Origin of the sequence: Mucilaginibacter flavus (assembly GCF_030409315.1) — a bacterium.
Lineage (GTDB): Bacteria > Bacteroidota > Bacteroidia > Sphingobacteriales > Sphingobacteriaceae > Mucilaginibacter > Mucilaginibacter flavus.
This window is the reverse complement of the sequence record NZ_JAUFPS010000093.1, coordinates 1-16,628: the sequence shown is the minus strand read 5'-3', so window position 1 is coordinate 16,628 and position 16,628 is coordinate 1. Positions and strand designations below refer to the sequence as shown.

General features: G+C 38.5%; 10 protein-coding genes. 2 read left to right on the top strand and 8 right to left on the bottom strand.

Annotated elements, in window-relative coordinates; all coding sequences use genetic code 11:
- Position 1: 1 nt before the first annotated feature.
- From QWZ17_RS26580 to QWZ17_RS26565, 4 genes are read right to left on the bottom strand one after another with little or no spacing between them, the layout of a single operon-like run.
- Complete coding sequence (locus QWZ17_RS26580; RefSeq protein WP_290308373.1) at positions 2–643, bottom strand: acyltransferase; 642 nt, start codon at positions 641–643, stop codon at positions 2–4.
- Position 644: 1 nt separating this feature from the next.
- Positions 645–1,340 (bottom strand): CatB-related O-acetyltransferase, encoded by a 696-nt coding sequence (locus tag QWZ17_RS29745; protein ID WP_435404589.1) that lies wholly within the window; start codon positions 1,338–1,340, stop codon positions 645–647.
- 25 nt (positions 1,341–1,365) lie between these two features.
- Entirely contained in the window at positions 1,366–2,727 is a 1,362-nt protein-coding gene (locus tag QWZ17_RS26570) for a lipopolysaccharide biosynthesis protein (RefSeq protein WP_290308372.1), read from the bottom strand.
- Between the two features lie 10 nt (positions 2,728–2,737).
- On the bottom strand, positions 2,738–5,131 hold the full coding sequence (locus QWZ17_RS26565) for a GumC family protein (protein ID WP_290308371.1): 2,394 nt from the start codon (positions 5,129–5,131) through the stop codon (positions 2,738–2,740).
- Positions 5,132–6,049: 918 nt separating this feature from the next.
- Between QWZ17_RS26565 and QWZ17_RS26560 the strand changes: the two genes are divergently transcribed.
- The gene (locus tag QWZ17_RS26560) at positions 6,050–8,611 is read left to right on the top strand and encodes a hypothetical protein (protein ID WP_290308370.1); all 2,562 of its coding nucleotides are present in this window, start codon (positions 6,050–6,052) and stop codon (positions 8,609–8,611) included.
- 73 nt (positions 8,612–8,684) lie between these two features.
- On the opposite strand, the gene QWZ17_RS26555 is transcribed toward QWZ17_RS26560, so the two are convergent.
- The 4 genes from QWZ17_RS26555 to QWZ17_RS26540 all read right to left on the bottom strand — a co-directional run bounded on the left by QWZ17_RS26555 (position 8,685) and on the right by QWZ17_RS26540 (position 15,746).
- Positions 8,685–9,740, bottom strand: coding sequence for a proline iminopeptidase-family hydrolase (locus tag QWZ17_RS26555; protein ID WP_290308369.1), 1,056 nt, complete (start codon positions 9,738–9,740; stop codon positions 8,685–8,687).
- Between the two features lie 107 nt (positions 9,741–9,847).
- Entirely contained in the window at positions 9,848–10,666 is an 819-nt protein-coding gene (locus tag QWZ17_RS26550) for a tyrosine-protein phosphatase (protein WP_290308368.1), read from the bottom strand.
- 71 nt (positions 10,667–10,737) lie between these two features.
- Positions 10,738–12,372, bottom strand: coding sequence for a SusD/RagB family nutrient-binding outer membrane lipoprotein (locus tag QWZ17_RS26545; protein WP_290308367.1), 1,635 nt, complete (start codon positions 12,370–12,372; stop codon positions 10,738–10,740).
- A gap of 26 nt (positions 12,373–12,398) precedes the next feature.
- Positions 12,399–15,746: a SusC/RagA family TonB-linked outer membrane protein gene (locus QWZ17_RS26540; RefSeq protein ID WP_290308366.1), complete on the bottom strand. Its 3,348-nt coding sequence runs from the start codon at positions 15,744–15,746 to the stop codon at positions 12,399–12,401.
- A gap of 319 nt (positions 15,747–16,065) precedes the next feature.
- Between QWZ17_RS26540 and QWZ17_RS26535 the strand changes: the two genes are divergently transcribed.
- Positions 16,066–16,533 carry a VOC family protein gene (locus QWZ17_RS26535; protein WP_290308365.1) on the top strand — a complete coding sequence of 156 codons (468 nt, stop codon included), beginning with the start codon at positions 16,066–16,068 and terminating at the stop codon, positions 16,531–16,533.
- Positions 16,534–16,628 lie beyond the last annotated feature (95 nt).

The window sequence follows — 16,628 nt, the reverse complement described above, 5'->3', positions numbered from 1 at the left end:
CTTATATTAAAACTCCCGCATATTGATTTTCTTTCACAAACTTGGCAGGATTACCTATCCAGATTTGTTCATCCGGAATATCCTGAAATACTACAGAGCCGGCCCCTACAATTGAGTTTTTACCTATGGTTACACCTTTTAAAATAGTGCTGTGCCCGCCAATAAATGCACCGTCCTTAATAACCACAGGCCTTGATTTTACGCCATCCAGCCGTTCGGGATAGCTGTTCCTGTACCTCGCATCCAGCGAATGAAAATCGGTGTCGTAAATGACTGTATTGATGCCAATTTTTACATTATTACCAATACTTATCTTATCGTGGCAAATAATAGCTACAGATGTAACGCCAACATTTTCACCTATGGATAATTCGGCTCCCTCGGCCACTACAAAATAGCATTGCTGCTGCCGGCCGCCCATGGCATGGTATTTACCACTGTTAAACCTAAAACGCCTGCCAATGGTAAACCGCCCCCTCATGTTTATATCAAGAATGGGAATCCCAAACCCTATAAAATCACCTGAAAACTGCACGCCATTTAAATAGAATTTAAAACAACTGATGATCCATGAATATCCCCGCGCCATTTTGTAGTACAAAACACGCAACGCCCTGTAAAATTTTCTGATCAGATATATCATACTACACTGTTGCTAAAGTTGGTTCAACAAAATTTTCTATATCCCAAAACCTGGCAATATTAGCCTCAATCCATTCTTCGCTTCTGTTCCACCACTCGGTATCCAACAAGTATTTTATCTGCTCGTCGTCAAAACGTTTTTTGATGAATTTAGCAGGATTACCGCCCACTATTTCATATGGCCCAACATCACGTATCACCAATGAATTGGCCGCTATAATAGCGCCGTTACTAATATGTATGCCATCAATAATAATTGCATTTGCCCCTATCCAAACATCGTTACCAATGGTAACCGGCTGATGGTTTTTGAACTTAGGTTCCGTACAATAGTTTTTGACCAGGTTTGGCTGATTATTGAAAGTTACCGGGTGTGTGCTAACAAAAACAGAGGTAGGGTGCTTACCCGGAGCTATTTTTACATTGGGGCCTACTGAGCAATACCGCCCGATTTTTGCATTTAACACAAAGCTGAAACTGTTGATGTATGAAAAATCGCCAAGGGTGCAGTTGCTAACAATACATTGAGCCCCCAGTGTATTGTACCTTCCAAAATTGGAATTACTCACTTTACTCAAATACCCTATACGCAAGTGATTGCCCCAATATCTTAGCTGATAAACGGTTTTGCATTTTAGCCATTTTAAGTACTCGCCCAGTGGGTTTGTTATAAATGAACTATCTATATAGGCTTTCATAAGTATTTAGGTTTAATGTTTTAAATCATTCGTTAAAAACTCCGGTAGCCGTTTTGTTAATTATTTTATTGGTTTGTATATAAAAAACAGCGCTCATTATTATAAATAAAACGGTGTTGGCCGCTGTTACACCCGCCAGGCCAAACCACCTGCCCAGTAGTATAGCCAATGGGATATTTACTACGGCGCTTGCCGTAACCAGGTATAATTGAAGTTTAATTTTACCCGTGCCATTTAAAAGATAAACGTGTATAGTTTGCCATATAGAAACTATAGTGTAAAGGCACATACTTACCGAAAGGCTAAACGGAACGGCAACACTTTTGCCCAGCCACAACGCGTAAAGCCATGGCGATGCCAGTAATAACAGCACAGTGCATAAACTCAATACCAGCCATACCTTTTTGATACTTGTTAAAGTGCTTTTTATCCATTGATGATCGCCTTTGGTGTAGGCTTCTGTAAAGGCACTCCAAAACGGGGTAATCACAATAAGGAAAAACATGAGTATCACCGAGAATAGTTTATACGCGGCGTTAAAAGTTGTTACCTCTGCAGGGCCAAGCAGCTGGGTTATAACAATATTATCAGTTTCATACAGCACCAAGGCCCCTATCTGAATAATAAAGAACGCGCTGCCTGTAAACAGCAAACTTTTGGCATATTTAAAATTCAATGAACCCACGCGTGGCGCTATATAATTGTAACTGCCATTGTAAAACCAGATACTGCCGGCAATGAGGGCCAGTACCGGCAAGCCGGCCATAATGATAACCAGGTCTGTTAATGTACCTGCTTTAAGCTTCATTAAAACAATTATTGATACCAGGGTTAGCACCTGGCCTACCAGATTTATTACAGCGCTTTTAGCAGGCTCATGATTGGCTGTTAAAATGGTGTTTATGAGCTGTACAACAAATTGGATGCAAAAGAAACAAATGGTAAAAAATACCAATTGCCCCAGGTTGTTATATACGGATGAGTTAACATTAAATACGCCCTGCCAATTAATAAAAGGGTTTACGATGCAGAAAGCTGTAAACATTAAAATGGCAATAACAATCAACATCAGGTAGGCCGTACTTACATAACTGCGTGCTTTTGAAAAATCGCCAAGGGTAATGGCTTCAGCAAGTTTATTTTTCAGACCATTACCCATACCCAGATCAAAGAAACCTGCCCATATAATAAACGAGCTTAGTGTTAGCCAAATACCATATTGTGTTGGGTTTACATAGCTAATGGTAAGCGGCATTAACAAAAACGAAATAACCAGGCTGCCGCCCTTAAGAAACACCGATTTAAGGATATTCTTTTTAGCCTTAACAGAGCGTTCATGCCCCCTGTTAATTAACTTAAACACATTAGCTTGTACTGCCTGAATCATCTGTTGGTTATTAAAAAATGTGCAGTTTTTTTATCAGGTTTGATACCCCGTTTTGAGTACTCTCTTCTATAACATCGTACCCGTAACTTCCATAGCCGTGACCGTAGCCGGTTATATTATTTTTATGCAGATCAATATCATTTACAATGAGGTATAACCGCTTTGCTTTTTTTGTTTTGTACAAATCATTCACTATACCTAATTGCGATTTGTAAGTATAATTTTGTCTTACTACATAACAGGTCATATCTGCAAACTCCTCTATAATCAGGGCATCTGATACCAGGCCCACAGGAGCGCTATCTATAATTACGTAGTCAAATTTTGTTTTTAAATCGTCTATCAGGGTTTTAAGATGATCGCTCATCAGAATCTCGGCCGGATTTGGAGGTACAGGACCAGATGAAATAAAATAAAAGTTTTCGTTAAAGGTTGATGGTTTAATAATTTCATCAACACCGATTTCTCCGCCCGATATCACATAATTTGTAAAACCATAATCATTATCGACCCCCATATTTTTCAACAAACGTGGCTTGCGCAAATCGAGCTCCAGTAAAACTACCTTTTTGCCCGATATGGCTATAGAGTTGCCCAGGTTAAGGGAAATAAACGATTTTCCTTCGCCGCTCATGCTTGATGTAAACAGAATTACGTTCGATTTGCCTTTTTCCGTTACATACTTTAAGTTGGTACGCAGGGCCCTTATCTCTTCGGATATAATAGAGCGCGCGTCGTTATAAATCAAATTCCGGTTTTTGTTAGGGTTCCTGCTTATTTCACCCAATAGTGGTACACTTGTATGTTTGTCTATATCCGATTTTGAATTGATGCGGATATTCAACATTTCCTTTATACTGAGTCCGGCTACAGGTAAAAACAAACCCGCGAACACGCTCAATGTGTATATCAGCGACTTTTTGGGGGCAAATGGGGCCTCGTCGCTTTCGGCATCATCCAAAATGCGGCAGCTTGAAAGGGTTGCCGTTTGTGATATGGCTGTTTCCTCGCGCTTTTGAAGCAAAAACAAATAAAGGTCTTGCTTTAAACTCTGCTGCCGGGCGTAGTCCAAATAAATCCTTTCCTTTACCGGGGCGGTAGATATCTGGTTTTCGATAGTAGAATTTTGTTTGCGAAACGCTGATTGGGAAACTTGTAAACTATTACGATAATTACCTAAACTTGTTAAAAGCGCCTTGCGTGCCAGTGATATTTGCTGATCGAGATTCTCGATATAGGAACTGTTTTCGGTTAAGGTAAGTTTAAGCTCTTCCTTTTTTAAAAGCATCTCATTGTAAGCGTTAATAGCAGTGCCAAATGCCATATCTTTGGTAATCAATGAACTGGGCACAACCTGGTTGCTATTTTCTTTACTTACATACTTATACAGATCATTGGCTACCGCCAGCTGTACCTCGTTTTCGTTTAGCTTATCCTGATACTGATTTGCACCTTCAACCAAAGCCTTTGATTGCGCGTTGATATCCGATATTTTATTTTGAACCTTATATTGCTCCAGGCTTTTTTCCACTTTGTTCAACTCTGCCCCAACCACAACAAGGCGGGTGTCAATGAATTTCATGGTGCTATCGGCAATCCTTATCTTATTTGAAAGGTTATTTTGCATATACACCTTCATCAATGTTTGTAATATCCGCTCTCCCTTAACAGGATTACCGGTAGTGAGTTGAAGATTAATCACCGTAGCTTGCTTATCATCCAAACCCACGTTAAAATTTCCCGAAAGCTCTGCTTCTGCCTGTTTTACAGATTGCACCTTTACAACATAATCGCCTTTGGGTTTAAAATTTGAGGTTTTATTTAAAATAAGTGAGTATTTATTGAGTTCCAAAGGCTTACCAAATTCTCCGGCTAAAGCAATGTTTTCTTTATCATCACTTAATTTAAAGTGATAGTCGTCAATTACCTGGATATCGAATTTAGAGAGTTTTGAAAAATCCTGTTTATAGATGGCTGTTACTACAAATGGAGCATCCTCATACAATTCAAACTTGCGTAATCCATTGTTATCAAGTACATGCAGATTTAAATTGAGTTTAGATACCACTTGTTTTAAAAGGCCTTTTGATTTTAAAACCTTCACTTCATTATCGGCATTACTTTTTATGTCAAATAACGACGCCAGATCGGCGTTCACGCCGTTTGTTAGCGATTTTGAAGTTGAGTTTTTATCGTCTTCAACTATGATTTTACCCGCCACATTCCATTGAGTGGGTAAATAGTTAATATAGCAGAATGCGAAAATGGAGCAGGCGATAAGGCTTATCACAAACAAATACCAGTAATTAATACATATGGCTATTAAACTCATCAAATCACCTTGTCTAACTTCTTTCTTATAAGAAAAATCGAGTTTTTCTGCCAAAATATCGGTGTTGTTCATAGTGTTAGTTTATAAGATTTGCTTAATGCACTTGGTGTTAGATGTATAATTTGCAATTGTTTGTATTTTCAATCCTGATATTATTATGTAATCGTCTTTTTTTAATACGGGCTTAATAAGTGGAAAGTTAAGGCAGAAAAGGCAATATAAATGAGCTTCAGTTGCTTTGAATAAAGTGAATAGAACTCACACCAGTGAATGGAAAAGATAATATGATGGCTCGGCTTATCCATCTATAAAACAATTTTAAACAAGCCGTGCCCCTACGCAACAGGAGACTTTGACAACCATTACCGATGATTGCCGTCCAGCCCGGTAGTATACCTGATTATAATCATGATTTATACCGTAATTAACTTGACATACATATGCCTTATAGTTATATTTATGCAATCGATTAAATCATAAGTTGCTGTAAATTTATTGTTTGCTACCCTCAACTTGCCATTACCGGCAGGTTAATGGATATAAAATGCCATACTCAGTTAAAAAACTTAACCTAAATACCGCTTATAACGCTCCTTTTTTAACTATATCGCATAATTTTATATGCAGCCACATATTGATATAATGTGTTGTTGATTGCTTTAGATTTTTTATTGATTAAGATGAATCCCGATGCGATTTTTTTATTTATTACAAAACAATAACTATATTTATATATGAATAAAATATAATATAAGTAATAACTAAGCAAACCCTATTAATTCTATTGTTAAAACCGGTATAACTCTTATTCATTAAATGAAACCACATTCATTCCATTCATTTGTATTTTGGTAGCACCTTTTAGCTATTAACAATCGTTACATTCATAAATTATTATTCTCCCCCTCAAGTTGAAACCCCTTACCAACCTGGAATAATAAAAGCAATCGTTCCGTAGCAATATTTGACTATAACTTAAATCCTAAATATATGACAGCCACCTCTTCTCATTCATTTGAATTGTTAAAATCGTGTGTCTTAAATGTATCTAATCTTAAAAGTGTCACCCCCAGCGACTGCAAAGTGATCTCGGCGCTTATTTTCAACAAAACCAAATTTATTGTGAGTGAAACCACCTTAAAACGTATCTATGGTTTTGCATACAGTAAGTTTAATCCCTCCATATTTACCATTGATGTAATGGCTAAATATTGTGGATATAACGGATGGGATGATTTTTGCGAAAAACATGATAATAAAACCGCGAAATCAAATGCTACGAATGTTAATTGGGAAACATTAAACAGCAAGGCCTTAAAAATTACCAATTTTACGTTACAGGCCTTAAAAAACAAATCAGGTATTCCATACAATCAAACTATAAAAAGAGGTTTTATCGACGATCATTTTGCCGAATTTTTGAGAGGAGATTACGCGGCTACAGTATTCACCGCCCCGTCTGGCTATGGTAAAACAATAGCCTTATGCCATTGGATAGATGAGAAATTGGCAGATAACATAAACGCCCGAACCAACGATATTGTGCTATTTTTTAGCAGCAGCGCACTAATGAGTATTTTTTTAAGTGGCCGCGACCTTAATGACTGGCTATTAACGTTGCTTGGCTACACGCCAGAAGAAGATGTTATGTCATTACTCGATGTAAATAACCGTAAGGAGGGAAATTTTTATCTTGTTATTGATGGCTTTGATGAACATATGTTCAAGAACGATCAGTTTGAATTAATGCTTTATCAGCTTATGGACGTCTTTTCTTTTTACCAGGCACAAAACTGGTTTAAGCTGGTACTTACCATGCGTTCATCAAACTGGACTAATAACAAGCACACATTGGCCAATAACCAGGATAAATGGTATCATGGCTTTATGACAGATGATCAATCTGGCGATAATGTACCTCTTTTAAGTATCCAGGAGATAAAGGAACTCAGCAATAAAATAAACCCCGCCAATCAAAGCAATATAACAACAGATATTGCCAACGATTTTACTAACCCGTTATATTTCCAATTTTATTACAAGCAACATAAGGAAAACTTTACACTTAACCATATTGATCATTTTAGCATTTATGATCTTATATCAACCTTTATATTAAATAAGGTTTACCTGGGCCATTACGCAACCGAAAAAATACTCCTTTTAAACGGGCTTGTTGAAAATATGGACTTTGAAAACCGGGAGTATGATCTTAACAAGCTTAAAGTTAACGATCTGCTAAGGCAATATAGTCACGCTTATAACGAGTTGCTAAGTATTGGCTTTTTAAAAGAAATTAATACCAGCATTGAATCGCAATTTAACACCAGGGTGCAATTTGGAAATAACAATTTTTTAGAGTTCACTATTGCAACCAAATTTTTAAATGATAGTAACCAATGTTTTGATAACAAGTTAACAACTACCATAAACCAATTATTTAAAAACAATGAACGTAAAATTGCCGTATTAAAATGGTGCATAATACATGCTATCAAAAACAATCAAAAAGAGTGTTTTGAGCTATTATCATTAACAGAATTAACACCGCACGAAAAATCAGAGGTAGTCATCTTTTTAGGAAGCTTGCTCGAAAAAATGAGTGCCACTGTTACGCATAGCGAATCCATGTCGGGTTTCTTTAAACAAACATGTACCGATGAATTGTTTTATTACTTCTTTGGCCTGGAATTTATCAACATCAGCTATAAAAAAACCTTGCAAACACTTCTTAAATTTGAATTGTCGGCCACAAAAAGGATAATCACTTACACTGGTCTGGCAATAATAGCCATTCAACAGTTTGAGTTTAACCAGCTTGAGGGATATATTCATAAATTAAAAAGTTTCCCAACCGAGGAAATGCAACAGTTTATCATAAACCCATTAAATTGTGTTGATGCTATTTACCAGTTTTTCAAATACGGAATTATTAAGAAATCGTTTTTTAGCGATTTAACGCATTTTATTTTTAATCCTCCAAAGGCAGCCAGCGTTGCCAAGAATCCGGCAAACGATCTCATTTATTTAATTGCAGGGTATTCTTTAATAATTTGCCAACATCCCGAAAAAATACTGCGGTTTATCAACGTTATCAAACGTGTCAATCACAACGATGGTAGAGATACGCCGATATATAATTTCTTTTTAAATACGCTACAAGCAGAGGCATATCATAAACTTGGTAATTTAAAAGAACTCACCCGTATTTATATGCCTATTAATGATTTGTATGATAATGATGGAAACACATTTACATCATATATGAAATCGTTGGTTTACAGCTTAAAGATAAAAAAAGCGTTGCTGAGCAACGACTATACAAAATTAGGCAGCTACTGGCGTTTTGTTATACAAATTTGTGACGAGTATGGGCATAAGCTTTCTGCTACCTTCATAGCAGAAACACTATTAAAGAGCTCTAACTTTGAAGCAATAGAGCCCCACCTATACAAACAGGTTTATTACGATTATACGAAGATATTAAGACAGGCCGGTTTATCTAAAGAAACATTTTTAAAACCAGTGGAAGTACTGGCCGTCAAAAACTAAGCAGGCTGGCATTAAAAATAAAACGTCCGTTATTTATGGTGAAGTAACGGACGTTTTATTTTTAATGATGATTTTACATCTTAATCTTCTTTTCTCCGGCATCTACACCTTTGATAAATTTAATTAGCCCCGCCATGTAGGTTTGCTGATCATCATACATACTCATATGGCTGCCATTGGGGCAATACAAATAGCTGCCGTTTTGAACCAGCTGTGCTACCTTTTCCATATGCTTAGGGTCCATTGTATCGTACTGACCGGCAATGCTTAACGTAGGCACGGCAATTTTAGGTAAATCAGCCATTCTATCCCATTTAACTAATTTACCAGCTACTCCAAATTCACTTGGGCCTTGCATTGTTACATATAATGACTCGTTCAATTTACCAAGTGAACGGTTTAACGGCTCGGGCCATTGATCAAACGGAATACGGCAAATGTGTTTGGCATAAAAATTAGGTAGCAGCAACTGCATGTATTCTGGGTTCTTGAAATCGCCTTTTGCTTCAATAGCTCGGATCTTAGCTAATACTTTAGGATCAAATTGTTTAGCTAAAACATCATTGGCGTATTTACCATAATCGGGCACGCTCATCATCATGTTTGATATAATTAAGCCCTTTAAGTTTTTCTGATATTTTTGAGCATACTCCATAGCCAATATACCACCCCATGAATGCCCTAACAGGTAAAAGTTGCTGCTATCTAACTTTAAAGCCTGACGTACCTGCTCTACCTCTTCAACATAACGTGGCAAACTCCACATAGAGGTATCTTTAGGATTATCAGAATTACCACAGCCTAACTGATCGTAGTACACCAATTCTATCCCTTCGGCAGGTAAAAAGCTTTCCATGCACTCAAAGTACTCATGAGTAGCACCCGGACCACCATTTAGCAACAGGAGCTTTATTTTAGGGTTGTTACCTAATTTCTTCGTCCATACATGAAATTTACCTTTGGGGGTATTAATGGTAATCATTTGCACTCCACCGTCTTTTACTCCGGCTGTGGTATCTTTAAAATAGTCGCCCAGGCTAATACTGCTTTGTTGAACCGTAGTTGGTTGTTTACATGCGTAAAAACAAGTGATAGCCACCAGGGCAATCAGCTTTAAAAAATTCTTCATGATGTGAGGTTAGTTTAAACTTCACTAAAACTAACAATTAAAAACATCACTAAAAAAAGAAAAGGCCACCTTTTGGGCGACCTTTTACAGAATTTCCTATTTGATTATTAATCCAGGTATTTCTTTTTTAGTGTTTTGATATCCTTATCGCTTAAACCAATTTGTATTTTAAGATAATTGTCAATTGAGCCATACTTTTTAATGATTTCATTAAAGGTAGCATCAAGGTAGTCTTTTTTAGCAGCCATTACATTTTTAGCTACCGTTTCATCTATCTTCATAGCCCTTACCATAAGCTTTTCTGTTTTTTCATTTTCGGTAGCGCGGTAATAGTTTGTTGCTTCGTAATCGCTCATAATGGTATCGTAGGGCACACCCAAACTGTATAGCAATAACGCTGCGCCAATACCGGTGCGGTCTTTACCGGCAGTGCAATGAAAAACCAGGCTTTTATCTGCCGGTAAGTTCAATAGCTTCCCAAACATTGGCTTATACCTATCTGCAAGCGGGGTTATATTGCTGTAATAATTAATGAGGATAGAATCGCCGTTTCCTTTAACATTTTTAAAGCCACTCATCATATTGCCCACATTTTCGCTGCCAGCCGGGCATAGGATGTAATCTGTATTCGCATTCATCCTATCGGGTGCTTGCTTGGCTTCCTGTGTACCGCGCAAATCTACATCATAGGCTATGTTCCTTTTTTGTAATTCGGCCAGATCATCATCGGTAAGTTTGCTCATGTCTGCGCTGCGGTAAACTTTTCCCCATTTTACATGGTGCCCATCGGTAGTTGTATAACCACCCAAATCGCGAAAGTTTACAGCTCCTTTTAAATCAACTTTACGTTTGGCACTATCTGCAATCTGAGCCCGGGTACTACCCGCAACACAAACCGTCAACAATAAAACACTTAAAAATTTCATATCCGTTTAAATTATAAAACAGGAACCTATTGCTAAGTTCCTGTTCTGGTAAATATTAGTTTAAGTTTGGTTTATTTAGTAAGCCAGGTATCCTTAGTAAGATCATCTGTACCACCAAATTGTGAACTTAATGCCGCGTTGTAGTTGGCCGTGTTGTAAGCCGACTCTGAAGCCGGATACTGCCAACGACGAGGAATTAAGTTAGTTGGCGTACCAATGCCACTACCGCCTTGCACAAGGGCAGGTAAACCAGTACGGCGGAAGTTATAAAATGCCTCCCAACCAGAGTTGTTGAACAATGAGATGTACTTTTGAGTTAAAATTTGTGATAAGCCGGTAGCATTATCGCCAGCGTAAGCAACATTAGCCAAAAACTGGGTAGTATTAGCAGTTGCAGTTCCCCAGGCGTCACCTTGTTTAAGCCCCTTAGGATTAATAGAAGCTTCTGTTGACGAGATAGGGAAAGTAACTGTTAATGTTTGGCCATTGGTGATTCCGTACAATGCTAACGAAGCGTTGATACCATTGGTATACCAGGTAGCAGCACTTGCGCCACTTACCCAACCTCTGTTAATAGCTTCGGCTATATTAAAGCACATTTCAGAATAACCGATAAATACAAATGGCTCTGCTGTTGCACCTGTTGCGTCATTATAATAACGGGTAAAGCTGTTAAATGAATACATACCGTTATTAGAGTTAGTTAACAAAGCGGCCTGTGATTGATTAATGTCTGACCCTACGTAAGCCGAAAAATCACCGATAGCTTTACCACCGCTTACCTGTATAGGTGCGGGAGTTGAGGTCACGAACAAACGTGGATCTTGTGTAGCTACAGAAATATTCACATACGTACTACCCGGATTGGCAAAGTTATTATAAGGGTTTAAACCCAATGCAAATGTTGGATACCTGTTTACGGCGTTGAATTTATATACCAGATTATCGCCGTTACCGGTCATAACGGGGTATTTAGTAGGGTTACCAACTATAGCTGCAAAGGTTTGCGGAATTTGCAGGTCGGCATTATCGGTTGCACGTTTGCTTAGGCTGATCAATACACGTAAACGATAAGTGTTAATCACTTTTTGCCATTGCGTATAAGTTAAGCCATAAATATCGCCACTTGCATCTAATATAGTGCTGCCCAATGTAGGGTTAGCAGTAATGATATTGCCTAAAAGTGTGTTAGCATTGTCAAGCTCGGTAAGCGCAGCTTTGTAAACATCATGCTGGGTATCATATTTGGGGGTAAGCACCGATGGGTTACCGGCTTGTGAAAATGGAATATCCCCTACTCTTTGGCTAAGCCAAATGCCAGCATATGCTTTAAAAAACTCACCTAAGGCATAATATTTATTAGTTTGATTGCCTAATTGGGCAGTTGCCTGCTGTTCAAGCTTAAGCGTATATTTTAATATGTCATAGCTATCAGATGTGTTGCCAAAGTTATAAGTATTATTACCCCTGTAATAAGAGTAGTTAGCAATAACATATTGGTTAGCCACCTGCGAATAGCCCCATGGCTGCTCATCGCTGCGAATTTGTGTTGCAGTGATGTGGTTAAGTAACAAAGAAAGTGGAACGATTGAGTTTTCGCCGGCAACGTTAGGGTTATTGATCAAATCCCCTTTCTGACAACCGGTTAATGATGCCACACCCATTGTTAACAACAAGGCGTATGGAATTAATGATTTTATTTTCATAAATTTTCTTTAAATCAATTAGATAATTAGAATGTTAAGTGGATGTTGAATCCATAACGACGCGCGGTTGGGCTTTCCAGATCGCTGCCACCGTTGGTACCTACCAAACTACGGTCTGATGCATTGTAACCAGAAGCAAACTGATCAATATCGATATCCTTACGGGCAGCGAAGTATAATAAGTTACGACCAACGATACCAAATGACGCTCTTCTGATGAAAGTTCCTTTCAATAAGCTTTGTGGTAATGAATAGCTTAAAGTTGCCTCACGTAACTTAGCATAAGTACGGCTTATCATGTAGTACTCATCAAAGTTACCGGCAATACCGCTTGATACATAACTCTGTACTGTTACGGCAGTTGTGTTAGGAGCAAAAGTTAACTGACTTAAGTTACTGATCTGACCGCCAACATAAGTTGGTGTACCGCTCACAATATGAACACCAGACCCAACGTATGATGGTGTTGCGCCTACTGTACCTTCTTTAGTACTGTTCCATTCTGCTAAACGGGCTGCTCCAAAAGCGCCTGTAGCAGTTTCAAGGTTGGTACCACCATTCATTGATTGGTAGTATGTTCTGTCGTAAATTTTACCACCTACACGACCATCAAACTGGAAGCTTAAAGTGAAACCTTTATAGGTGAATGTATTGGTGATACCAAAAGAGAAATCGGGATTAGCATAACCTAACAAACCCTGGTTTGACAAACCACCTGGTGAAGTTAATGGTAAACCACCGGCAGTATTTACAATATTACCACTGCCATCGCGTATAAACTTAGTACCATATATTGCATCTGGTCTATCGCCAACTACATAGTTGTGATTGTTTTGCTGTAAGGTATTTTGACCTGCGTAAATTGATTTAATTGTTTCCCTGTAGGTTGAGTAGTTAGCGTTAACATCCCAGTTTAAACCGTTAGGGTTTTTCAATATCGAACCCATTAGCTCAATTTCAATACCATGTTTGCTGGTAGTTACGCCGTTAACCAGTTGATTGGCATCGCCGGTTGAGGTTGGTACACCTAATTGGAAAATGTTTGGTCCGTTGGTGGTAGTAAAATAAGTGCCGTTTAAACCTAACCTGTTACCTAAAAACTTGGCGTCAAAACCTGCCTCGTACGACTGAACGTCGAAAGGTTTGATTTTTGAGTTGGCAATAGTGTTTGATAAAGTTACCGAAGGAGTACCATTGTAAAAAGTACCTGTTGCAATAGGCGACGCGTTGGTATAAGCCGGACCGTTGTAAGGTGTGTATAACTCAGAGCCATAACCTAATAAACCGCTAACTGGTTTTGAATTCCAACCGGTACCTAATGCTGTTGACTGTAAAGCGTTATAAGATGAACCAATTGTAGTAGCCGTTAAACCGCCTTTAACATCGGCAAATGAACCACGTAGTTTTAAGAATGAAATAAACTCAGGCAATTTAACATAGTCTGTTACCACGCTGCTTAAAGCAACCGATGGGTAAAAGAAAGTATTAGCACCTGAAGGTAAGGTAGACAGGTTATCTACACGACCGGTTGTGTTTACGTTGAAGTAATTTTTGTAACCTAAGTCAAAAGAGTAGTAACCGCTATACACCTGCATTTTAGAGTCAAAATTGTAGATGTATGGTTTACCGGCAGAGTTGTTTAAGTTGTAAACACCTGGCAAAGCCAATACCTGGGTAGTTCCCCAATCAGAGTTATAGGTAAATGACCTTTCGTTGCTACCTGCTAATGCCGATACATTCCAATCACCAAATTTGTGGTTGTAGGTTAATGTTAAATCAGTATTGTTTTCTAACAGGTTCCGATCGTCTTGCCTGTAATCGCCATACCAGCCAAAAGTATACCATGAAAGGTATTGGTTAAGGTTAGCACCTGCAGGCACTTTCTCGGTATTCTGCTCATTGTAGGTATTTAATGCAGAACGTAAAGCAATGCTCAAATCCTTATTAAATTTATAGCTAAGCTTTAATGAACCGTAAACTGTTTGTTTTGTACGACCTTTAAGCCATTTATCGGCAACAAAATAAGGGTTATTTAAACGTCCGTATTCCTGCGCATATTGCTGCAAACCCGGTACACCCTGAGGACCTTGATATACATTTTTCAAATCACGTACATCATAATCGGCAGAACCGTATACTTTAAACATGTACACATAGCTTTGCGGGCTATAATCAACATCGGGGATGTTTGGAGAATATTGCTCGTTAAGGTTTAAGTCACCTTCGATGCGTAATTTAGATGTAATATCATAACCTGCGGCAATTTTAAAGTTATCGATGTTTAACCCTGTATTAGGGAAATCACCTTTTTGGTAAGTATGACCATATGACATGTGAATATCATAGTTTGATCCGCTGGCTGCAACCGCTAAACTATTGGTAGTTGTAATACCGGTTTGCACAAAGTTGTTAAAGTTATTTGCACCACGGGCCAACCACGGCGTTTTTTGCCTGATACCGGTAGTTGGATCATAAGGGCTATCATATTGTTGTGTTTGAAAAACGCCATCAAAACGTGGCCCCCACTCTGGCAAACGTTGCTTGTTATCATACAAAACGTTACCATAGCTATAGCCGAAGTTTGTACCACGACCGTACTCTGTTTGACTTTCGGGCATTACAATAAAGCCTTTCTCAGCCTCAGTGGTGCTATTGAAATCAATTTGCCAGCCTTTTTTATCTTTTGATCCTCTTTTAGTAGTGATGATAATAGCACCATTAATACCACGGAAACCGTAAAGGGCAGCCGCGTTGGGGCCTTTCAATACGGTGTAAGTTTCAACGTCATCGGCATTAAAGTCATAAGTATCAGATGCTACCGGCTCGCCGTCAACAACGTACAAAATATCTTTGCTACCACGTAAAACTACAGTTGGTGCACCGGCAAATTCAGAGCTGGCACCAATACTTAAACCTGCAATTTTACCAACTACCGAGTTAAGCGGGTTTGCATCACGTGCTGTTGTTAACTCATCGCCCCTGATCTGTGATTGAGAGTAACCTAATTTTTGAAATTCCTTTTTAACACCTAACGCAGTAACAACCACTTCTGATAACGCGCGGGTATCCGGTTTTAGTGAGATAGAAAGGTTAACATCGGTTCCAACAACCACTTCCTGGGTTGCAAAACCAATAACCCTGAAAGTAAGGGTTTGACCTTTTTCGGCAGAGATAGTGAACCTGCCGGCTACTCCTGTTGCAGTACCAACAGTTGAGCCTTTGATCATGATACTAACACCAGGTAATGGTTGGTTAGCATCATCCAAAACTATACCCCTGATCGTCAGATTCTGGGCGTATAAGTTACTGAATGCAAACACCGAAGTGATCACAATAAGCAACCATCGAGAAACTTTGAGTAATCTTTTTTCCATCGTTAAGTTAATTTTTCCTACAAAACTACCCTCACGTTGTTAAGACACTATGCGCCTATCAACACCAAACGGTTATGGAATTATTAAGAACAAACTTTAAAAACCACCAATATGTTCCCTGTGTTAAATTGCGTTAAAATCATAACCCTAAAGAAAAAATATCGCAGCGATTAAATACCTGCAAAAAAACGGGGCAATCTTTTTTGAGCATGTTAACGTATGTATTTCGTTCGCAAACAGCCCCTTAAAATGTCTCATCCCACCCTCATTAAATACTATGGTTACCGGTATATTTGTTTAAATCAATAAAACCGCTATTATGAAAATTAAACAAAAAATTACCCCCTTTTTGTGGTTTGATAACCAGGCAGAGGAAGCAATAACCTTTTACACATCTGTATTTAAAGAATCCACTATTGGTAATATATCCCGCATTGGAGAAAACGGCCCGGTAATGACAGGCACTTTTACCCTGGCCGGCCAGGAGTTTATGGCTTTAAACGGTGGCCCTATGTTTAAATTTACCGAAGCTATATCGCTGTTTGTTGACTGCCAGGATCAGGCGGAGGTTGACTACTATTGGGAAAAACTATCAGAAGGAGGCGAAAAATCTCGCTGCGGATGGCTTAAAGATAAATTTGGCCTATCATGGCAAATTGTACCACAAACCCTGGGCAAAGTGTTATATGGTTCCGATAAAGCCGGCTCGGCAAGAGCGATGCAAGCCATGATGAAAATGGATAAACTCATTGTTAAAGATTTACAGGATGCCTATGATGGGGTTTGATTAGGTTGATTAGGTTGATTGTCTCGTCCTGAAAAAAGTTTACGTTTTTTTTCTTTAATCCTGTTAGTTGTTTACAAATATAGATTAATCCCAAA